Below are 20,512 nucleotides of genomic sequence, written 5' to 3' on the forward strand. Positions count from 1 at the left end.
TAAGTCAACCACCCTTTTTATTTTTTATTGGAGAGTGATCTGATATGAACACAGAGCTTCGGCAAGAACAAGAACGATTGGACAAGGTAATGGAGATCATCACGGAGCAAGTCGTCAAGTTGGAGGCCGAAACGGCCCGGCACCGGGAAGAAGTGATTGATTTCCGTAAAAACTTTTGGGATGACGTCAAAGTTAATACAGATACTTTCGACGATTATCTTGAGACGATCATCAGCTTGAGGCAACAGGCACAAGTCCTTTCTTTAATCCAAGGCACGCACAGACAAGCCTTCAAGAGATTATCCACGCTACGTCGCATGCGGGAAGTGCCTTATTTCGGTCGAATCGATTTTACCGAAGAAGGAACTCCAATTACGGAACAAATCTATATCGGAATCTCCAGTCTCACGGATCCAAGCGGAGAAAATATTCTTATCTACGACTGGAGGGCACCTGTATCAAGTGTCTATTATGATTATTCGCCCGGCCCGGCCAAATACGTTACGCCGGGAGGTGAAATCCGTGGGATGCTGGAGAAAAAGTGGCAATATCTTATCCGTGGCGGCGTTATCCGATCGATGTTCGATACCAGCATTACCATTGGCGACGAGATTTTACAGCAGGTGCTCAGCAAAGGTACGGACAAGCATATGCATAGTATAGTGGCTACCATTCAGCGGGAGCAAAACCGGATTATTCGACACGATCGCGGGCGACTGCTCATTGTTCACGGCGCGGCCGGCAGTGGTAAGACATCAGCGGCTCTGCAGAGGATTGCCTATTTGCTCTACAAGTACAGAGATAAGTTGAAAGCTGATCAAATCATTTTATTCTCGCCTAACCCGATGTTTAACAGCTATGTATCCAATGTGTTGCCTGAGCTTGGTGAAGAGAATATGCAACAAGTCACGTTTCAGGAATACCTGGACCATCGACTGGGTAACGAATTTGAGCTGGAGGGTCCTTACGAGCAATTGGAATATGTGTTGACTGCAGAGGGTGATCCTTCCTACCGGACCAGAATTGCGAGCATCCGATTTAAGGCATCGAAGCAATTTTTCGAGATGATCACAGCATACAGGCGGTCGCTGGAGTTATCGGGCATGTTATTCAAAGGAATCAAATTCAAAGGAAAACCGATCGTCACCGCCAAACAAATCGAGGAATGGTTTTATAGCAGTGATCCCTCGCTCCGCTTTCACAACAGGCTTGAGAAATTGACGGAGCGGCTGCTCGAGCGATTGGATGAAGTTGAAAAACTCGAACGGACCAAACCGTGGGTACAGGAAGAAATGGAGCTGCTTAGCAATGAGGAATACTACAAGGCTTCCGCCTACTTAAGGAAGAAAAGAGGCCTCAAAGGAGAGCTGTTTGACGATGATGAGATCGAGCCCGAAGCGCTCGGCCGATTGATCGTTCGCCGGAAGTTGAAGCCGTTGCGCAAATGGATCCGGAAGCTGCGTTTTGTCGACTTTAAGGGATTATATAAGCAACTTTTCGCCGATCCAACGCAGATCAAGAAGCTGGGGATGGAGGGGAAAACACCCGGGGAGTGGGCGGACATTTGCCTATTGACCGTGAAAATGCTGGACGAAGGGAAACTGTTCTACGAAGATGCCACCCCGTTTTTACTTTTAAAAGAGCTGATTCTGGGTTTTCAGACGAACATCTCAATCAAACACGTACTTGTAGACGAAGCGCAAGATTATTCTCCGTTTCAATTCGAGTTTTTGAAACGTTTGTTCCCTGCGGCGAGGATGACCGTACTGGGCGACTTTAATCAGGCAATTTTTGCCCATGCCAGCGAAATGAGCGATTTCCACACACTTACCAGCTTATACGGGCCGGATGAAACGGATGCGATCACATTGACCACAAGCTACAGATCCACCAAACCGATTGTCGAATTTACACGCGAACTCGTGCCTGGAGGTGATCAAATTATCGCCTTTGAACGCGATGGAGAGAGACCTGTGTTGACGCAGTTATCCAATCGCGCCGAACTGCACCGTTGTATTGTTTCCAAAGTCGCGGACTTACGGAATCGGCAGTATAACACGATTGCGATTATATGCAAATCCGCTGCGGAAAGCATCGCTGCATATAACGCTCTGAGCAATATGGAAGGAATTAAGCTTGTGAAGAGCAGCTCGATGGAATATGAACAAGGTGTTGTCGTCATACCGTCGTATTTGGCCAAAGGCATCGAATTCGACGCCGTCATCATTTATGACGCATCAGCGCAGGTATACGGCGATGAGAGTCTGCGCAGATTGTTCTACACCGCCTGTACCAGGGCCATGCATGATTTGCAGATATATAGCGTAGGCGAACCGAGTCCCTTTTTGCGAAATGTTACACCGGAGAGTTAATGGCCGGGGAGTTCTCCCCGACTATACGCACAGGTTGCAAGTGTTTATCCTCGTCATGATCAGTCAGGGCGTCATCGCCAACGAGAATGATCTGAATCTCGAGAAGCCGATCGACAATCCAGTTCCGTTCCCGCCGGACGAAGACAAGATCCGGGACGGCGTCCGGAAGATCACCACCACAGAGGAACAGGAACAAGCGCAAATACTGTTCGGCCACGATCCGGCGCAGTGACATGACCTTATCTTGGTCTGTTTGCGGATAATGACACGTTCGCTGGTATTACGCCGATAAATAGGATTGATTTGCAAAATCTTTCTCCGCTGCTTCGTGCAAAATGTTAATGAAACAGAATGCCAACCGACTCCTTCGCGTACAGGGAGTCGGTTAAATTGTGCCTAAACGTGCGATTTTCCCGAATGATATGGTTACCCTGTAGGAAGAGAAATGTTGCATCAGCAGCGGAAAAGAAAAATTTAAAAAAGTGAAAACCGGCTATTGTTATATAACAGTATCTGTGTTAATATAGTGGTCGATAAGGTTAATTGTTATATAATAAAGCCGGCGTACGGTGAAGGAGGAACAACGGGATGGACTCGGGGACACAAACGTTTCCAAAGGGAGTGCAAGTGGATGCGCCGATGCATTCCGGCTACGAAGAAATCTTGACCTTTGAGGCGTTGGAATTTGTCAGCAAGCTTTCCAGGCGTTTTTCACACAAGCGGGATGAACTGATGTATAACAGGAAGAAGCGGCAGAGTGAAATCGACAATGGAAAATTGCCCGATTTTTTGCCGGAAACCAAACCGATCCGCGAAGGGGACTGGACGATCGCCCCGCTACCCGAAGACCTGCAGGATCGGCGGGTCGAAATTACCGGCCCGGCCGGCGATCGTAAGATGGTGATCAATGCACTCAATTCGGGAGCCAAAATTTTCATGGCGGATTTTGAAGACTCCAACTCGCCGACCTGGGAGAACACCATCCAGGGACAGATCAATCTCCGGGACGCGATCCGGCGCACGATCCGCTTCGTCAACGAGCAGGGGAAAGTTTATGAATTGAAGGAAAAGACCGCTGTCTTGATCGTTCGCCCCCGGGGGTGGCATCTGGATGAAAAACATGTGAAGGTGGATGGTAAAGCGGTACCGGGAGGGCTCTTCGACTTTGGGCTTTACTTTTTCCATAATGCGCGGGAGTTGCTGGAGCGGGGAACGGGACCCTATTTTTATCTGCCAAAGATGGAGAGCCATCTGGAAGCCAGATTGTGGAATGAGGTGTTTGATTTCGCCGAGCAAGAACTGGGGCTGAAGCGCGGAACCATCAAAGCGACGGTGTTGATCGAAACCATTCTGGCGGCGTTCGAGATGGATGAGATTTTATACGAGCTGAGGGAGCATTCCGCTGGGCTCAATTGCGGCCGTTGGGACTACATCTTCAGTTATTTGAAAAAGCTGCGCAATCAGCCGGATGTCATCTTGCCGGACCGCTCCGTCGTAACGATGACCGTTCCCTTTATGAGGGCATACACGCTGCTCACCATTCAAACTTGCCATAAGCGGAACGCCCCGGCGATCGGCGGGATGGCGGCGCAAATCCCGATCAAAGGCGACCCGGAAGCGAATGAAGAAGCGCTGGCCAAAGTGCGTGCAGATAAAGAGCGGGAAGCGATGGACGGCCATGACGGCACCTGGGTGGCGCATCCCGGATTGGTTCCGGTGGCGATGGAAGTTTTTGACCGGATCATGCCCACGCCCAACCAGATCGGCAAGAAACGGGAAGATGTCCGCGTGACGGCGGAAGATTTGCTGCGCGTTCCCGAAGGAGCGATTACAGAAGAGGGGCTTCGGACCAACATCCGCGTCGGAATCCAATATCTCGAGGCCTGGATGCGCGGGACGGGAGCAGTGGCCATCAACCACCTGATGGAAGATGCAGCCACGGCAGAAATTTCGCGGGCCCAGGTCTGGCAGTGGATTCGGCATCCCAAGGGGATTCTGGAAGACGGGCGGAAAGTGACGTCGGAGCTGTTTCAGCAGGTATTGGAAGAGGAGATGCGTTCCATCGAACAGGAAGTGGGGGCCGACGCCTTTGCCGGAGGAAAATACAAAGAAGCAGCCCGGTTGTTTTCCGAATTGATTCTAAGTGATGAATTCGCCGAGTTTTTAACCATTCCGGGATATGAACATCTCACGTAAAAAGAACATCATGAAAGGATGATCCGTATGATCAACCAAGCAGAAGTTCAAGAATTGAAAAAAGAGTGGGAAACCCATCCGCGTTGGCAGGGGATCGAGCGTCCGTATACAGCGGAAGATGTGCTCAGACTCCGGGGATCGCTGAAAATCGAGTATACGCTGGCTGAAAGAGGGGCGCAGCGGTTGTGGGATTTGCTTCACCAGGAACCATTTGTGAGAGCGCTGGGGGCATTGACCGGAAACCAGGCTGTACAACAAGTGAAAGCCGGTTTGAAAGCCATTTATCTGAGTGGCTGGCAAGTGGCGGCGGATGCCAATCTGGCCGGGCATATGTATCCGGATCAAAGCCTGTATCCGTCAAACAGCGTCCCCCATGTGGTCAAACGCATTAATCAGGCCTTGCAACGGGCGGATCAGATTGAGCATGCGGAAGGGAAACGGAAGCGCGACTGGTTTGCCCCGATCGTTGCCGATGCGGAAGCGGGATTCGGCGGACCGCTAAATGTGTTTGAATTGATGAAAGCCATGATCGAGGCCGGCGCTGCGGGCGTACATTTTGAAGATCAATTGGCTTCGGAGAAAAAGTGCGGCCATCTGGGAGGAAAAGTATTGATTCCCACCTCTCATGCGGTTCGCAATCTGATCGCGGCCCGCTTGGCGGCGGATGTCATGGGCGTGCCCACCATCCTGATCGCCCGTACCGATGCCAATGCGGCTGAGTTGATCACCAGTGATATCGACCCGCGCGATCATGAGTTCCTGACAGGAGAACGGACGCCGGAAGGCTTTTTCCGAATCCGAAACGGCTTGAAAACGGCGATTGCCAGAGGATTGGCTTACGCCCCGTACGCCGACCTGATCTGGTGCGAAACTTCCGAACCCAATCTGGAAGAAGCACGGCAATTCGCGGAAGCGATTCACGCCAAGTATCCGGGCAAGTTGCTTGCATATAATTGCTCGCCGTCTTTCAACTGGAAAAAGAAGCTGGATGATGAGACGATTGCCAAATTTCAAGATGAGCTGGGCAAAATGGGATACAAATTCCAGTTTGTCACGCTGGCGGGCTTCCATTCGCTCAATCACAGCATGTTCAAGCTGGCCAAAGGATACAGCGAACGGGGAATGGCCGCGTACTCGGAACTCCAGCAGGCGGAATTTGCGGAAGAAGTACATGGCTATACGGCAACGCGTCACCAACGGGAAGTGGGCACAGGCTACTTTGACGAAGTATCCATCGTGATCTCCGGGGGCACTTCTTCGACGACGGCCCTGGCCGGATCGACCGAGACAGAACAGTTTACCGTTTGATCTTTACAGGCGAAACAAACGTCAGGCATGGTTGCTTGACGTTTGTTGTTTTATTCGATGAGTCCCAGTTCCACGTATTCCCGAAACTGTATTTGTCCCGTCACCGGCAGACGGTGATCCTGTTGAAATTTTTTGACGGCATCTTCCAAACCTTTGCCGAAGATTCCGTCTGGTTGACCTTGATAATAACCTGCGGATAAAAGGCGATGTTGAATCAACATCACCAATGTGCCGCGATCGCCCCGCACCAGCTTTTTCAATTGCCATTCATCCCGGCCAAGCATCGGACCGACGACTTCTACTCTCGTTCCGACCGGCACCATTTGATAGAGCTGAACGATATCCGTATTTAGCAATCGAATGCAGCCGTGGCTGGAATCTTTCCCGACGGATCCGGGGCGGTTGGTTCCGTGAATCCCGTATCTTCCCCAGGGAATATTGAGTCCGAGCCAACAGGGCCCGAAGCCTCCGCCCCAATTTCTCGATTTATCCGATATTCTCCATTTTCCAATCGGGGTCGGAGTTTGTTCTTTTCCTACTCCAATGATAAATTCTTTTTTTACCTGGCTGCCTTCCATGACGTAAAGACGGCGCTTCCACAAATCGATCAGAATCCATACATCCGTTTGGTGATCGGACCGGGCTAAAGGGAAAAGTAGATGAGAAAAAAACAACACGGCGCAAACAAAGCCCTTGATCAATGAACATCACCTGAAATCGAGTGAAGTTGAGTTTCCTTGCATTATTTTGCAACATTCCTGGTGAATCATTCATAGATCAAGCGCGTGAAAAAACAGGCCGCGGATGGTTGGTCCGGGCCTGTCGTTCATGCATCGTTATCCAATTCCATCATGGCGTTAAAGGCATCCTGTACCAGCTTCCATTCTTCTTCATTATCCTCATCGATCAATTCGAGCTGGAACCCGCCGGCTTCGTCCCAGCTGTAACGAAACGCGATCACTTCCCGATCGGCAGATTCCGACTCCACCGGCGCATCGACGGGTGTGAGAAACATGTATTTCCGTCCGGTTTCCTCATGGTCGAAGGTAAACAAGATCTCAAAGGTTTCTTCTGTTCCCTCATCTGTGGGGATTTTGATGTATTCAGGTTCAATATGCAGGGGCATGAGCCAATCTCCTTTTATACTGGGCTGAAAACCGAATGGGGGTGCTACTCTCGCTATTATACTAAGGAGACGGGATTGATTCAAAGAGATCCGATTGGGACGGTCTGTGGATCAGGAAGCAGATGGGCCCAATCGTATTTCAGGCCATCCGTTTTTTTCTCATCTCGATCCGGACTTTCGTGCACCGGGAGTTTCCATGTTGATCCGTTCAAATTGCTGACGTTACGTATATGAGCCTTATTCAGGGGAGCGGTCATGAGAGAAATTCTCGCAGTGTCCGGAACGGCATCTTGATGACCTGAGACAAAAAATATCTTGTTCGATCATTGCCTGTATCACAAAGAAGGAGCCCTTACTTTGGATTCGAGGGAACCATTTCATAACTAAAAAATCCGACTAATCCCAATATGACTATGGTTAACACACTTAAAACTATCACGCCTACGAGAATCGGTAATGTATTTTTCATCCGTTTTCACACCTATTCAAATATAAATCTATGAAGATCGAGAAGAACGAGATCTCCAAACATGCTCCTGAATTCGGTTAATCCGTTTGAATAGAAAAAGCTGGTCATTACGGCCAGCTTTATCACGGTGATGGATGGTTTCCATTTACACGGGTGAACATTTTAAAATGGTTCAAGCGTCCCGGGAATCAATCGACTTGTCGCCCCCTGGAAGCTTCGAGAATCTGGAACCATTGCATGCGGGTCATCGGAATGGCCAAGGACTGGACGGCTGAGAGGATCCGGTCCCAACGGCCGGTTCCGATGATGGGCATGATGCGGCCGGGATGGCGCAACAGCCATGCGAGCATGAGCTGATCCAGGGAGAAGTCCCCCAATTCTTTGCCCACTTGGACCAGCGCCTCGCGGGTGCGGAGCGACTGCTCATCCGCGGCGCTGAAAATCCGGCCGCCGGCGAGCGGAGACCACGCCATCGGCGGAATCCGTTTTTCCAGGCACTGATCCATCGTTCCATCGAAGAAAGGTTCCACGTGAAGGACGGACATTTCGATCTGGTTGGTCACCAAAGGCATCTCCACATATGCGGAAATCATGCGGAATTGCGAGGGAGTGAAGTTGGAAACGCCGAAATGGCGCACTTTCCCTACTTTTTTCAAATGGGCAAACGCTTCGGCCACTTCTTCCGGATCGATCATCGGGTCCGGGCGATGGATCAAGAGAAGATCGATATAATCGGTTTGCAAGTGGCGGAGCGAGTTGTCCACGGATGCGAGAATATGTTCTTTGCTGGTGTCGTAATATTTGACCCGGCGATCGGGATATTTATCGGAGCGCATGCAGATGCCGCACTTGGTGACGATTTGCATCCGGTCCCGGAGGATCGGTTTTTGCTTCAACACTTGGCCGAAGATGGATTCGCACGTGTAATCGCCGTAAATGTCGGCCAGGTCGAAGGTGGTGATGCCTTGCTCCAAACACTGTTCCGTGAATCGGATCAGCTCGGTTTCATCAAAGCCCCACTGGTTGAGGCGCATCAGTCCCAGGATGATTCGCGAAAAGCTCAAGTCCGATGCCAATTTTACTGTTTCCATCGATCAAGTTCACTCCTCAGAAGGGATGATGGAAGACCAGGCGGCAAAAAGCATGGCCATGATACCCATTTTAACAAATGCGACAGTGTAAACAACAATAAATTCAAACAAAAAAGAAAGAAGGAAGCGCTGGCCTCCTTCTTTTTTCATCAGTATTTTAAGTGAATGAAGTGGATTTCACCCGAGTTTCCGGCCAAATTCAAATTGAATGCTGGTCATGCCCAAGTTTGAAGCATTTGACTGGTTTACCGTCCTCTACCCCGGAAATTGACTTCTGTGTCATTGATTCGCCTGCTGAACCTTGGATCAGAAAACCGGAAAACGTGCAGCAAAGGACTGCCGCTTCCTTTTTATGCTGCAGTCTTGGGATCATGATCCGCCGTTTTCCTTCTTGATCGATTGATAGATGGTCTGAAGCAGATTTTGTTTTGTATCCCAGAGCTTCTGGGAAAGGTCGACCGGATATTCTTCGGGATTGAGAATGCGCAAATACTCTTCCCAGAACAGCGAGAGTTGCGACTGGTGAAAGCTCCTGATCTCGCTGAGCGAGGGAAGTTGGTAGATGTTTTTTCCCTGTATGAAAACCGGTTTCAGCAAGGGGACAGCCCTGAAATTTTTTACTTTTTTCCGCTTAAAGGTTTGCAACGGGTGGAACAAGGTTAACGGTTTGCTCTCGTCAATCGTTTCATCCACCGTTGTAATGAGATCGGCGCGTGCTTTACCCGATTGATTGTCGATGATCCGGTAGACCGCTTTGCGGCCGGGTGTGGTGATCTTGGCCGGATTGGAGGAGATTTTGATCGTCGGTTCCCACTTTCCGTTTTCCCAGCGGGCCACCATTTTATAAACAGCCCCCAGGGCGGGCTGGTCATAAGCGGTAATGAGCTTCGTGCCGACTCCCCAGGAATCGATTTTGGCTCCCTGGGCTTTTAAGTTGAGGATCGTGAATTCATCCAGGTCGCTGGAAGCAACGATACGTGTTTCCGTTAATCCCGCCGCGTCCAGCATTTTTCGGGCTTGTTTGGACAGGTAAGCGAGGTCGCCGCTGTCCAGACGGATGCCGACTAGACTTTTTCCCTGTTTCTTCAGCTCCAGCCCCACTTGGATGGCATGGGGGATCCCGCTTTTCAGTGTGTCATATGTATCCACGAGCAGGATGGCCTGATCGGGGAAGGCTTTCACAAATGCGCGGAAAGCTTCCAGTTCGCTGGCGAAATCCTGCACCCAGGAGTGGGCATGGGTTCCCAGTGTGGGAATGCCAAACTTCTGTCCGGCGAATGTGTTGGATGTGGCGTCAAAGCCGCCGATATACGCGGCCCGCGCTCCCCACACGGCAGCATCTCTCTCTTGGGCCCGCCTCGTTCCAAATTCCATCAGCACATCGTTACCGGCGACATGACGAATGCGGGCGGCTTTGGTGGCGATCAGGGTTTGATAGCCGATAAAGTTGAGCAAAGCCGTCTCGATCAGTTGCAATTCAAATACGGAACCCTCCAGGCGAACGAGCGGCTCTTCCGGAAACACGATCGAACCCTCAGGGACTGAATACAGATCACCGGTAAAACGGAAGTTCCGGAGCATGTCAAAAAAGGCGGGATCAAATCCTTCGCCCAGCGACTGGAGGTACTCGATATCTTCTTCGGTAAACCGAAGCTCTTCCAGATAGCGAATCGCCCGTTCTAACCCGGCAAAGACAGCATAACCATTGCCAAACGGCAACGAGCGGAAATAAAGATCAAAAGCCCGCCGGTTTCCATGAGACCCGTTTTTCCAGTGAGCATACATCATCGTGATCTGGTATTTGTCGGTGTGCAGAGCGGAAATCTCAGGTGACTTCAGCATAGAATAACCCCTGTCTCAGTAGGTAGTTCCAATGATTTCGTACATGATGGGAATCACTTTATTTTGATGAATATAGTAAGCGGAAAGCTGGTAATCCGAATCTTTCCAAGAGAAAATCCAGCAGCTTTTGTCCGAAAAGTGCCAGTTTTTCAGGTCGCGCGCGGATGGAAAGGCATTGGTGAGGGGGTGGGAATGAACGATTCCGATCCAATCCAGCTGGTCATTGCGCATTCGTTTTAAAGTTTCGAGATAGACGCGAGGGTCAAAAGCAAAGGTGCAAGCGCCATTCGTTTGACACGGAATCGGGAAGAAATGGCTGATTTCCATCGCTTGTCCAGCCAAAATCCCGTATCCTTCGAGCGGAAACCGTTCACAGCAATAGGTTCGGATTTGGTGGATCACCGAAGCACGAATCGATAAATGGGACGGCTTCACCAAATAGTCCACCTCACCTTGGTCGAATCCGATTTTTAAACTTGTCATTATTTTATCTCGAGCCGGGGAAAAAAGTCTACGCCATAAATTTGATCCACCTGTGCGGCAAGGGTCTGGAGATATAAAATGCGGCAAAGGTCTAGCGATAAAAAAGTTGATTGGAAGAACGGAGAAGTTTGTTTTCCGGTGGATCGACTCTGCCGCTGTATGGGAGCGAAGAAGGTTCCAGGGCGGATTTCATCGAGAGCCCGGTGATCAAGAGCGGTTCGGGATGAGGAGACGGATGTTCTGTTAAGGCAAACTGACTCAAAGTAGTGAGACAAAACTGCATCTGTTCCCTGTCACATCCGTACTGAATCGGGGATTGTCTGATGGAACTCCTCCGGCTGATCCATGGACCCAAATGTGCTAAACAATTTCACTCCAAATCCATGACATCCGGATCCCAATATATATTTTGTTCTGCATCCATGTTGACGGGGCAATCACCAATCGGAGATGAACCCCCGATGGTTTTGGATGTATCAACCGGAGCGATATTAAGGGTGTTGGCAAAATTGATCGAGCTGCAATCCTCCACTTCTTCCAGTTTCAGCCGAAAAATCTGATTCATGGTGCTCATGTAGGTCATCCTTTGCGATTTTATTTTCCAATGTATGAAAATCTGGGCGGATCTGTGTCTACCCTGCGTGATTTAAATCAATGTTTTTGTGTGGTTTTTAAAAAATGATACAATAGAAGAAATATAGACGATGATGAAAGGCGGATGAATCTATGGACCCCATCAACCCGATCCAGGTTGGTGTTTGCGGGTGGGGAGATCACGATCTTTATCCGCCGGGGACACCTTCCAGAGACAAATTGGCGATCTATGCCGGCCATTTCCCGGTTGTGGAGGTAGACAGTACCTATCACGCTATTGCTCCAGCCGAGCGTATGGAGAGATGGGCACTGGAAACACCTGACTCTTTCCGTTTTGTGGTCAAAGCTTATCGCGAATTGACCGGTCACGGAAGGATGGAACGGGCACCTGTCCGGAGCTGGCCGCAATTGGTGGAGGAGATGAAAACATCCCTTCAACCGATGGTGAAAGCGGGCAAGTTGACCATGCTTCTGTTCCAGTTTCCTCCCTGGTATGATTGCACGCAGAAACATGTGAAGTATATCCGGCGTCTGCGGGAGGCATTTATGGATATGCCGATGGCGATCGAGTTTCGCAACCAGTCTTGGTTTCGCCCGGCCTATCACGATCGGACCCTCAAGTTCTTGGAAGGGGAGAAGCTGATTCACGTCATTTGCGATGAACCGCAAGCGGGTGAAGGATCTGTACCGATTGTGCCGGTCGTCACCCATCCGGAGCTTTCCCTCATCCGCTTCCACGGCCGGAATAGAGAAGGATGGAACAACACGGGACAGCCCAATTGGCGGGACGTTCGGTACGCTTACCGCTATTCGGATGAAGAGCTGGCCGAGTGGGCGGAGCGGGTTCATCAGCTGAAAAAAGAGGTAAAACAGTTGACGCTTCTCTTTAACAACAATTCGCAAGGAGACGCTGTCGACAGCGCGAAAAAAATGATTCAACGATTGAATCTGACTTTTAAAGGACTGGCTCCGAGACAATTGGAGTTCTTTTAGTGGGATGTACAGGAATGAAACAAGATTCAGGAGCGTGGATCTCCTGCTCGTTTTTTCTCCGGATGGTTTCATGGACAGCGGCTATCCGCATGATCTTTGACGGTCTCAATAACACTTCAGGTCAGGAGGATCGCTGTGAGCCCGGTCAGACAGGTTCATCTTTTACATACCAACGATTTACACAGCCACTTAGAGCAAATGTCCAAAATCCACACCCTTGTCACAAGAATGCGCGAGGAATGGGCAAAGCGGGGAGAAACGGGATTCTTGCTCGATATCGGGGATCATATGGATCGGGTCCGCTTGGAAACAGAGGGGACAGACGGGCTGGTCAACCGGGCGATTTTGGAAAGGTCCGGATATGATCTCATCACCCTCGGAAATAATGAGTTGCTTACTTTTTCAGCCAAAGAACTGAAAACCAATTACGAAGGTTCTTCCTTTGCCGTCGTGAGCAGCAATGTCGTGGAAGCGGCTTGGGGCCGAAGCCCGTCTTGGCTCACGCCTTGGAAAATTCTGATCCGGGACGGGATCCGTTTCGGTTTCCTCGGCGCGACGATTCCCTATGATACCGTTTATGAATTGATGGGATGGAGAGTTCAAGATCCTGTTCCTATTCTCAGGCAAAAGGTTGAACAGTTGAGAGATCGAGTCGATGTCCTGATTGTTCTTTCTCATCTGGGACTTTTCAATGACCGTAAATTAGCCGAACAAGTTTCGGGGATCGATATCATTCTCGGGGCTCATACCCACCATCTGCTGGAGATTCCCGAACGGGTCGGTTCCACCCTGATTGCCGCGGCCGGAAAGTTCGGGCATCATGTGGGAAAAATTACTGTGACAGTGGATCCGGCAAGCAAAAAAATCGTTGAAATGAAAGGGAAATGCTTCTCGCTTGATGAAGTGAGTGAGGCAGACGAAATCCAAGAGATTATCCGCAGACACCGAACCTTGGCAGAAAAAAATTTATCCCGTCCGATTGCCAAATTGGCGAAGCCGCTGCCGATCGACTGGAAAAGAGAATCCCCGCTGGGCAATTTTCTTGCAGATAGCCTGCGTGAATGGGTGGGGGCCGAGATCGCGATCGTGAACAGCGGGCAACTGTTGGGGAGCCTCCCGGCAGGACCGGTATCCCGCAAGCAGCTTCACCAGATTTGCCCGCATCCGATTAATCCTGTATTGCTCAAGATCCAAGGGCAGGCTCTTCGCCGTACCCTGGAAGAATCATTAATGGAGGAATATATGGAGAAAGCGATTCGCGGATTTGGATTTCGCGGCAAAATTTTGGGTTTCATGTGCGTATCCGGACTCCGGATCGTTTATGACCCCAACGCCGGGCCGTACCAAAAAATCCGTTCCATTTACGTGGGAGAGAAGAGGCTCCGGGATGATGAGCAATACGATATCGCCACCATTGACATGTTTACATTTGGTGCCGGCTACATGGAGTTAAAGGACGGAAAACTGATCAAGTACTTTTTGCCCGAATTTTTAAGAGATCTGTTGGCCCGTCAATTGCAAAAAGCAAATGCTCCCCAGCTAAGTGAAGTTCACAGGTGGCATGTGGTTTAAGTAGGTTATTTTTTCGCGTTGAAACCGGGAATACGGCCGCGGTAGCGTTCCAGCAGAAGCAAAAAGGGAATCCCGAGCAGGTAACAGACGGCAAGCTCCCCCAGTCCGACCCAAAGCATAGCCAAAGGAATGGTCAACCCCGGGATGCCGGCGATGGTTCCCAGCTCGATGCCGATGATCACGGCATTGATGATGACGGGCGGCAGGGGGGCGAGCCACCGGTTGGGCATTTTGGAGGTAAGCCATGCGGCGATGAGAGTGGCCAGCCCGCCAAACATGACATCATAAATGCCGAGCGGGCTGCCCAGGTTGGCGATGACCGCTCCGAGAAAAAGGCCGGGTATGGCGGTCGGGGTAAGGAACGGAAGGACGGTTAACATTTCTGAGATCCGAAATTGGATATAATGATAGGACAAAGGTGCAAACACATAAGTTAAAACCGCATAAACAGCGGCGATGAAGGCGATCGATGTCAATTTTCGCGCGGACATGTTTTTTTCCTCCTTGTCGCTGAACATGGAAAGGCTCGTCGATTGACCCGCTGGCACGATTTAGTTTGTCATTTGGCTCTGATTCTCTCTCGAAATGAAATAAAAACTGAGATAAAATAAATCATAGCAGTTAAGGAGGAATCCACGATGAGCTTTGTGGACGAAGTATATTCTTTGTATCGTGATCAGTTAAATGATGATGAAGAGGACGCCGTTGCCATTGTTCTGAGTATCTTGGAAGAGCAGTCACGGGAAGACGTGATGAAACTCATCGAGCAGATGAGTGATGACGAGATTATTCAAATGCTGGGAGTGTACCTGGTTGAGATGCTGAAAATGAAGATGGTGCAAGACGGGAAACTTCCCAATTGGAAGCAAACGGTTGTTCCTCCGAAATTTCACTGAAGATGCGAAATCCCTCTCACGCTTTTGAGGCCTCTTTCATATCTTATCATTGGATGGTTACCGGCATGGGAGGGGGATCGCAATTGATCCAACTGAAACCGATTGACATTGAAGGGCGTACCGTTTTGGGAGTTGAGGTGAAACTGCCCAAAACCACACTTTTGGTGATCACGACAGATAAAGGTTATATCATGTGCGGGGCGTTGGATGTTGCGCTGTTGAATGAACGCCTGTCTGACCGGAATATCATTGCCGCCAGAGCCCTGGGCGTGCGTTCATTGGAGCAGCTGTTGGAAGCCCCGCTGGAATCGGTCACCCATACGGCTGAATCGATGGGAATTACCGCAGGGATGACCGGAAGAGAAGCTTTGCTCAAAATGATGTAAATGGAAATGACACCTTCGGAGTAACGGTTCCGAAGGTTTTTTAAGTCAATTGGAGTTGTCCGGCCACTCGCGCCAGTTCAGGAGGCAGGGCAGAGGAAAACTCCATCGTTTCTCCCGTGAGCGGATGAGGGAAGGACAGCCGGGCGGAATGCAAGGCTTGCCGTCCGATCAGGTGAACGTCCCCTCCGTAGAGGGAATCTCCCAGCAAGGGAGCACCCAGGTAAGCGAAGTGAACGCGGATCTGGTGCGTTCTTCCCGTCTCCAATTCAACCTGAACAAGGGAGCCTTGTGCGCTTTGATTCAAAACCCGGTAATGAGTGACGGCACGATCTCCCTCCGGGGTCACACGGCGGCGTGTCGGGTGGCCGGGGTCCCGTCCGATCGACTGATCAATGGTTCCCTCCGGCTCGGGGAGCGGTTTGCCGACGATGGCCAGGTAACTTCGTTTGATTTGTTTTTGTCGGAGTTTACGATCCAACAGTTGGTGCATATAGGCGTTTTTGGCGACCAGGATGAGACCGGACGTCCAGCGGTCCAAACGGTGGACAGGCCGAACCGTCGCCTCATATCCCCGCTGACGCCAAACGTGCAAAATTCCGTGAACAAGGGTGTGCCGGTCTGTTTTCCGTACAGGATGAACGGCGACTCCGGCAGGTTTGTCGATGACCATAAGATCCGGATCTTCATAGATGATTTCAAGCGGGACAGGCTTGGAGGGAACATTTGATTTTTCTTTCGGACGCACGGCCACTTGCAGCCGGTCTCCTGTCTTCACTTTTTGTTTGAGCCAGGGAGAGCGTCCGTTGAGGCGAATTCCTTTCCGTCGGGTTAATCGATTCAACATGCGGCCCGAGATCATTAAAGGTCCTTTGAGAATCGATTCAACAGTGGCTTGGTCCCACTCTTCGGTCACATGAAAAGTAATCCATTGACTTGTTGATGACGTTTGTTGTTTCATCCTGTTATCTCCAGTTGAGTGATTTGTTGAAGACTGTTTCTTCTTAGTTTAGTTCTTTTTGTGCCAAAGATAAACCATGATCGGTTTGCCCAATAGCTTGAATGAGGTTTCGTCATCCTTTTCCATGACCAGCGGCTGTCAAAAAAGGAAAAGGCACTTTCCTTTTCAGGAAAGCGCCTTGTTTTCGGGTTTACTTATACGTGGTTCAAACGGATTACGTTAGCGGATTGAGGTCCACGATCGCCTTCAACGATGTCGAATTCGACCGTTTCGCCTTCTTCAAGGGTTTTGAAACCTTCACCTTTGATTGCGGAATAGTGTACGAATACATCTCCGCCATCTTCGCGCTCGATGAAGCCATACCCTTTTTCAGCGTTGAACCATTTTACTTTACCCTTCATGCTTGGGCCTCCTTTTACTCATTAAAAAGCGGACCAATCTCAAGCACTTGAACCTTTTGTTAAAACAAGAGGCCACAAGATGAAACTTGACTTGCAAACCCACTTTTTAACGTACTATATGTCCATGATAGCATGCCATGGGAAAAATTTCAACAGTTAGTTAAAATAAATGTTTATAGGGAGTGAGATCTATATTCTTCTTTTGCAGGGTCTGGATCAGCCATTTATGGTCCCGTTTGGGAGTAGCCAGTATATATCCTTTGATGATCAATTCTTCGGTCATGCGGTCGGCTTTTGCTTCCAATGCCAATTGGCCGATTTTCCCGGCGATTTTTTGTTTGGCCACATCGCGGAATAATTTCGGAACGGGGGAGACCAGATCATTCAACAGTGCTTTCTGCTCATCGGACCATAAATGGGAAGTTTCTTTTATATAATATTCCTGCCAATCCAGGATGGATTTTCCGTCTGCTTTCGGCAAGGCTTTTAAAAACTTGCGGAACATAAAGTAGCCGCCAATCGCCATGAATCCGATCAGCGTGATCCAGAAAAGCAGATAAAACCATTTCAACCACTCGGGCATCGGCATCGATTTTCACCTCTTGGATGCTGCTTTCAACAGATAATTATATAAGAGGTGAAAAGAAGGAGGCAAGGCGCAAGCATTTGGGCGGCTTTCCCTCCTGCCGGCTTCGCAGTGATTCCGGTGCAATTGACGACAATAAAAAACGCCTCCATCCTGCTGACGATGAAGGCGTTTCGTTTACGCGAAGAGTCTGATGGCGAAGTAGATGAAACCCCAGAGCGGAATGCTGAAAAGGGTAGCATTGAAGATGCCGATCGTTGCATTGTTCATGGCTCATAACCTCCGACCCTTGAATTTTTCATCTCTATGTCAAACCCGGTTCTATTTCAACTGTCGTTTTTTCTATCCAATTAAGAGGCGTACCGCAAAGTAAATCATTCCCCAGAGCGGGATGCTGATCATCGTGGCATTAAAGATACCGATTGATGCGTTGTTCATCTGGCGCACCTCCGAATCACCTCTTGTGTTTTTTATTATAATGGGGCTGATCCCGCTTGTCTTGGTTTTTGCACATTTGTAATGTGAATGTAAACTTGCAGTTACGTTATGGTTATAGAGCAACAAAACGATGACAACTTTTACAGTTTCACATCGGCCGGCGCACGGGCCCAAGGGTGTGAGACAGGGAGGCTTCCGGCATTTTGAGAAATCATCCGGAGCTGCACACAAAACAACATGTGCACCCATACGGCTTCCCAAGAAATCAGGTTTTGGGAACGGCGTTGACGGTACTATGTTGCTGGGGTATACTCTTCGTCGTGTCTGTGTGCCGTGAGAAAAGAAACCGATCGATCGAAGGTTTGTTCAATCCATCAATTTGGGGGAATACGCATGCTGAAACGACAACCCGTAGAAAAGAAGCCAATCTCCCCTGCATGGGATCCCTGGGATGCCTGGTATACCCGAAGCGAGAAAAGTTTTTATGAATTGACCAGTGTGGAATTTACCGTGACAAACCTTTGTAACTTGCGGTGTGAACACTGTGCTGTAGGGGAAGCGTTAGTGGAAAAAGAAGGGTCCCCCTTGCCGGTGGACCAGCTGATTCGCCGCCTGGATGAAGTGGAGACACTGCAAACCCTGAGCATTACCGGAGGGGAACCGGTTCTCCATCCACGTGTCGTCAATGAAACGATTCGCCCTCTGCTCCGTTATGCCAAGGAGAGAGGCATTTATACACAGCTCAATTCCAACCTGACGCTGCCTCTGTCCCGCTATGAAGATTGGATCGAAGATCTGGACGTGTTGCACATTTCTTATAATTACCGGGATGCGCATGATTTTTACCGCATCGCGTTTCAAAAGTATGGAAAAGAAGTCAGCCTGTCTGCGGCGGAAACCCTGTTTGAACGGATGAAAGAGAATGCCCGCACGCTGTCGAAAAACGGTGTGTTCGTATCGGCTGAATCTCTGCTCAGTCCCTTTACTGCCCAGCACATTGTGAAGATGCACCGGGATATCGCCGAGATGGGCTGCCGCCGTCATGAAGTGCATCCCCTTTATCCGAGTGATTTTGCCAAAGGGATGACACTCCTCACACTGGATGAATACCGATCAACCATTTTGCGGCTTCTGGACGGCCGGGACCCGAACGTTTGGATTTTGTTCGGAACGTTGCCGTTCTTCCCATGCAGTGATAAGCAGGAGGATCTCGATCTGTGGCTGCGCTTGCACCGTGAGGAAAACGTGACCGTCCGCCAGGACCCGGATGGACGGAACCGGCTCAATATCAATGCTTTTACCGGAGACGTCATCGTCACGGACTTTGGCGATGTCCCGCCCCTGGGTAACATGATGCATGATCGGCTGACCGAAATTTTTCATCGCTGGCTGGAGCATCCGGTGGCGAAAAAACATCATTGCTTCTGCCGGGAAGCCCATTGCGCCGGGCCCAACATTTTGGTGTCCCATGCTTATTACCGGGATTGGGACTTCACAACGAGAAAGGCAAAAGCGGAAGTGCGAGTCTAATAGATGTTTTATTGAAAAGGGTTGTGCCATCATCCGGAAATGCACCCAGTCTTCAAGTGGTTTCTGAAGGCTGGTTTTTCTTTTCAAAAGAAAAATAGACTGAAGACATAGATATCCGTGGATTCAAATCACTATAATGAAAGTAGGGAAACCATTTCTCTGGCGGGGAGGCGTTTTGTTTGAGCGATACATTTTCCAAAGCGGAGCAGGAAGTGGTTTATCGCGTGATTCGTGCCCGTCGGGATATTCGTCATTTTTCCGGTCAATCCGTTCCGGAAGACGCGCTGATACGGATTTTGGAAGCGGCTCATCATGCGCCGTCGGTGGGGTTTATGCAACCGTGGAATTTTATCATGGTCAGTTCGCGGGAAATCCGTCAAAAAATCAAAGATTCATTTGAAGAAATGAATGCCGACCAGCTGCGGAAACTTTCCAAAGACGAACGGAAAGAATTGTACAGCCGTTTAAAATTGGAAGGGATTATGGAAGCGCCTGTCAATATGGCCGTTACCTGTGACCGCAACCGGGATGCCCCGTTTGTTTTGGGGCGGGGACCCATGCCGGAAACCGATTTGTTCAGCACTTGTTTGGCGATTCAAAACATGTGGCTGGCGGCCCGGGCGGAAGGGATTGGGATCGGCTGGGTCAGCATTCTCAACCGTTCCAGGGTTGAGGAGATTTTGGGACTTCCTTCAGGGGTCCGGCTTGTCGCCTATCTATGCATCGGATATCCGGTCGAGTTCCGCAAAAAGCCCATGCTGGAAGAGCTCGGCTGGAAGTCGCGCGAGCAATTGAAATCATTGGTGTTCGAGAATCAATGGGGACAGGAATTGACATCGGTCAAACTGGAGTGAAGAAGATCATTTGGCAGCCCGGCTTCTCTCTGGAAAGAGAGGAGCCGGGCTTTGATCGATCGCCAAGGAGTTTTCTTATATCTTTGCGAGCGAGAAAACCCCTGGCTTCAGCTATGGGGATGAGAGCGAGCGTCAGGCGAGGGAGGGGATGGTTTTCCCCCTCTCGCAAGCCTAACCATCTTTTGCTTTTTTTGTTCCCTCAATCAGATACCTTGAGCATGTCTAATGCATGTTTGTCAAATTGGCAATAGGTGATGAATTTGGGAACGGTTCAAAGTAATCGAAATGTCGTCAAAAAGGGGGGGCGAATGGGCACAAAGCCAAAATCAAGGTGGCAAAGATTCATGAAAAGATTGTCAACGCAAGGCATGACTTTCTACATAAGCTATCGACCAAACTGATTCGCGAAAACCAAGG

At 49.8% G+C, this 20,512-nt stretch carries 20 protein-coding genes and 1 pseudogene; 10 read left to right on the forward strand and 11 right to left on the reverse strand.

The window, feature by feature from the left end:
• Positions 1-44: 44 nt before the first annotated feature.
• Positions 45-2,372: an RNA polymerase recycling motor HelD gene (helD, locus tag BMW55_RS17170; protein WP_089972590.1), complete on the forward strand. Its 2,328-nt coding sequence runs from the start codon at positions 45-47 to the stop codon at positions 2,370-2,372.
• Here the strand turns inward: helD and BMW55_RS19090 are convergent.
• Positions 2,356-2,607: a hypothetical protein gene (locus tag BMW55_RS19090; RefSeq protein ID WP_139179535.1), complete on the reverse strand. Its 252-nt coding sequence runs from the start codon at positions 2,605-2,607 to the stop codon at positions 2,356-2,358. The two genes, helD and BMW55_RS19090, sit on opposite strands and share 17 nt — an antisense overlap.
• Before the next feature lie 353 nt (positions 2,608-2,960).
• Between BMW55_RS19090 and aceB the strand changes: the two genes are divergently transcribed.
• Both aceB and aceA read left to right on the forward strand, forming a co-directional pair.
• Complete coding sequence (gene aceB / locus BMW55_RS17180; RefSeq protein WP_089972596.1) at positions 2,961-4,568, forward strand: malate synthase A; 1,608 nt, start codon at positions 2,961-2,963, stop codon at positions 4,566-4,568.
• Between the two features lie 27 nt (positions 4,569-4,595).
• Positions 4,596-5,876 (forward strand): isocitrate lyase, encoded by a 1,281-nt coding sequence (gene aceA, locus BMW55_RS17185; RefSeq protein ID WP_089972599.1) that lies wholly within the window; start codon positions 4,596-4,598, stop codon positions 5,874-5,876.
• Positions 5,877-5,926: 50 nt separating this feature from the next.
• Here the strand turns inward: aceA and BMW55_RS17190 are convergent, their stop codons facing one another.
• The 6 genes from BMW55_RS17190 to BMW55_RS17220 form a co-directional block, all read right to left on the reverse strand.
• On the reverse strand, positions 5,927-6,577 hold the full coding sequence (locus BMW55_RS17190; RefSeq protein WP_089972603.1) for a L,D-transpeptidase family protein: 651 nt from the start codon (positions 6,575-6,577) through the stop codon (positions 5,927-5,929).
• Positions 6,578-6,702: 125 nt separating this feature from the next.
• Positions 6,703-7,002: a DUF1292 domain-containing protein gene (locus BMW55_RS17195; protein ID WP_089972608.1), complete on the reverse strand. Its 300-nt coding sequence runs from the start codon at positions 7,000-7,002 to the stop codon at positions 6,703-6,705.
• A 657-nt stretch (positions 7,003-7,659) separates the two neighbouring features.
• Positions 7,660-8,562, reverse strand: coding sequence for an aldo/keto reductase (locus BMW55_RS17200; protein ID WP_089972612.1), 903 nt, complete (start codon positions 8,560-8,562; stop codon positions 7,660-7,662).
• Between the two features lie 369 nt (positions 8,563-8,931).
• Positions 8,932-10,404, reverse strand: a complete 1,473-nt coding sequence (locus tag BMW55_RS17205) for a nicotinate phosphoribosyltransferase (RefSeq protein WP_089972615.1) — start codon at positions 10,402-10,404, stop codon at positions 8,932-8,934.
• A 15-nt stretch (positions 10,405-10,419) separates the two neighbouring features.
• Positions 10,420-10,887, reverse strand: a complete 468-nt coding sequence (locus BMW55_RS17210) for a M67 family metallopeptidase (RefSeq protein ID WP_089972618.1) — start codon at positions 10,885-10,887, stop codon at positions 10,420-10,422.
• A 370-nt stretch (positions 10,888-11,257) separates the two neighbouring features.
• Complete coding sequence (locus BMW55_RS17220; RefSeq protein WP_089972625.1) at positions 11,258-11,461, reverse strand: spore germination protein; 204 nt, start codon at positions 11,459-11,461, stop codon at positions 11,258-11,260.
• 152 nt (positions 11,462-11,613) lie between these two features.
• Between BMW55_RS17220 and BMW55_RS17225 the strand changes: the two genes are divergently transcribed.
• Complete coding sequence (locus BMW55_RS17225; RefSeq protein ID WP_089972628.1) at positions 11,614-12,474, forward strand: DUF72 domain-containing protein; 861 nt, start codon at positions 11,614-11,616, stop codon at positions 12,472-12,474.
• 135 nt (positions 12,475-12,609) lie between these two features.
• The gene (locus tag BMW55_RS17230; protein WP_089972632.1) at positions 12,610-14,046 is read left to right on the forward strand and encodes a bifunctional metallophosphatase/5'-nucleotidase; all 1,437 of its coding nucleotides are present in this window, start codon (positions 12,610-12,612) and stop codon (positions 14,044-14,046) included.
• A 5-nt stretch (positions 14,047-14,051) separates the two neighbouring features.
• Here BMW55_RS17230 and BMW55_RS17235 read toward each other — a convergent pair whose 3' ends face one another.
• Positions 14,052-14,537, reverse strand: a complete 486-nt coding sequence (locus BMW55_RS17235; RefSeq protein ID WP_089972635.1) for a QueT transporter family protein — start codon at positions 14,535-14,537, stop codon at positions 14,052-14,054.
• A 147-nt stretch (positions 14,538-14,684) separates the two neighbouring features.
• On the opposite strand from BMW55_RS17235, the gene BMW55_RS17240 reads away from it, so the two are divergent.
• Positions 14,685-14,942, forward strand: coding sequence for a DUF6154 family protein (locus BMW55_RS17240; RefSeq protein WP_089972638.1), 258 nt, complete (start codon positions 14,685-14,687; stop codon positions 14,940-14,942).
• A gap of 83 nt (positions 14,943-15,025) precedes the next feature.
• Entirely contained in the window at positions 15,026-15,328 is a 303-nt protein-coding gene (locus tag BMW55_RS17245) for a YunC family protein (RefSeq protein WP_089972641.1), read from the forward strand.
• 40 nt (positions 15,329-15,368) lie between these two features.
• Here the strand turns inward: BMW55_RS17245 and BMW55_RS17250 are convergent, their stop codons facing one another.
• From BMW55_RS17250 to BMW55_RS17260, 3 genes are all read right to left on the reverse strand, one after another.
• The gene (locus BMW55_RS17250; protein ID WP_089972644.1) at positions 15,369-16,286 is read right to left on the reverse strand and encodes an RluA family pseudouridine synthase; all 918 of its coding nucleotides are present in this window, start codon (positions 16,284-16,286) and stop codon (positions 15,369-15,371) included.
• A gap of 194 nt (positions 16,287-16,480) precedes the next feature.
• Complete coding sequence (locus BMW55_RS17255; RefSeq protein ID WP_089972648.1) at positions 16,481-16,687, reverse strand: cold shock domain-containing protein; 207 nt, start codon at positions 16,685-16,687, stop codon at positions 16,481-16,483.
• A gap of 160 nt (positions 16,688-16,847) precedes the next feature.
• A complete protein-coding gene (locus tag BMW55_RS17260) occupies positions 16,848-17,270 on the reverse strand; it encodes a DUF2621 family protein (RefSeq protein WP_089972666.1) in 423 nt (140 codons plus the stop codon).
• Between the two features lie 834 nt (positions 17,271-18,104).
• On the opposite strand from BMW55_RS17260, the gene yfkAB reads away from it, so the two are divergent.
• The 3 genes and pseudogenes from yfkAB to BMW55_RS17275 form a co-directional block, all read left to right on the forward strand.
• Positions 18,105-19,241, forward strand: coding sequence for a radical SAM/CxCxxxxC motif protein YfkAB (gene yfkAB, locus BMW55_RS17265; RefSeq protein WP_089972651.1), 1,137 nt, complete (start codon positions 18,105-18,107; stop codon positions 19,239-19,241).
• A 179-nt stretch (positions 19,242-19,420) separates the two neighbouring features.
• The gene (gene bluB, locus BMW55_RS17270; RefSeq protein ID WP_089972655.1) at positions 19,421-20,095 is read left to right on the forward strand and encodes a 5,6-dimethylbenzimidazole synthase; all 675 of its coding nucleotides are present in this window, start codon (positions 19,421-19,423) and stop codon (positions 20,093-20,095) included.
• Between the two features lie 289 nt (positions 20,096-20,384).
• Positions 20,385-20,512, forward strand: a pseudogene (locus tag BMW55_RS17275) (transposase); the annotation flags it as partial.

Origin of the sequence: Lihuaxuella thermophila, assembly GCF_900110165.1 — a bacterium.
Lineage (GTDB): Bacteria > Bacillota > Bacilli > Thermoactinomycetales > Thermoactinomycetaceae > Lihuaxuella > Lihuaxuella thermophila.

Coding starts and splice junctions, on each gene's coding strand:
- BMW55_RS19090 (WP_139179535.1), bottom strand. CDS start 2,607: ATGTCACTGCGCCGGATCGTGGCCGAACAGTATTTGCGCTTGTTCCTG.
- BMW55_RS17225 (WP_089972628.1), top strand. CDS start 11,614: ATGGACCCCATCAACCCGATCCAGGTTGGTGTTTGCGGGTGGGGAGAT.
- BMW55_RS17205 (WP_089972615.1), bottom strand. CDS start 10,404: ATGCTGAAGTCACCTGAGATTTCCGCTCTGCACACCGACAAATACCAG.
- aceA (WP_089972599.1), top strand. CDS start 4,596: ATGATCAACCAAGCAGAAGTTCAAGAATTGAAAAAAGAGTGGGAAACC.
- BMW55_RS17260 (WP_089972666.1), bottom strand. CDS start 17,270: ATGCCCGAGTGGTTGAAATGGTTTTATCTGCTTTTCTGGATCACGCTG.
- BMW55_RS17250 (WP_089972644.1), bottom strand. CDS start 16,286: ATGAAACAACAAACGTCATCAACAAGTCAATGGATTACTTTTCATGTG.
- BMW55_RS17235 (WP_089972635.1), bottom strand. CDS start 14,537: ATGTCCGCGCGAAAATTGACATCGATCGCCTTCATCGCCGCTGTTTAT.
- aceB (WP_089972596.1), top strand. CDS start 2,961: ATGGACTCGGGGACACAAACGTTTCCAAAGGGAGTGCAAGTGGATGCG.
- BMW55_RS17200 (WP_089972612.1), bottom strand. CDS start 8,562: ATGGAAACAGTAAAATTGGCATCGGACTTGAGCTTTTCGCGAATCATC.
- helD (WP_089972590.1), top strand. CDS start 45: ATGAACACAGAGCTTCGGCAAGAACAAGAACGATTGGACAAGGTAATG.
- BMW55_RS17220 (WP_089972625.1), bottom strand. CDS start 11,461: ATGAGCACCATGAATCAGATTTTTCGGCTGAAACTGGAAGAAGTGGAG.
- BMW55_RS17240 (WP_089972638.1), top strand. CDS start 14,685: ATGAGCTTTGTGGACGAAGTATATTCTTTGTATCGTGATCAGTTAAAT.
- BMW55_RS17255 (WP_089972648.1), bottom strand. CDS start 16,687: ATGAAGGGTAAAGTAAAATGGTTCAACGCTGAAAAAGGGTATGGCTTC.
- BMW55_RS17210 (WP_089972618.1), bottom strand. CDS start 10,887: ATGACAAGTTTAAAAATCGGATTCGACCAAGGTGAGGTGGACTATTTG.
- BMW55_RS17195 (WP_089972608.1), bottom strand. CDS start 7,002: ATGCCCCTGCATATTGAACCTGAATACATCAAAATCCCCACAGATGAG.
- yfkAB (WP_089972651.1), top strand. CDS start 18,105: ATGCTGAAACGACAACCCGTAGAAAAGAAGCCAATCTCCCCTGCATGG.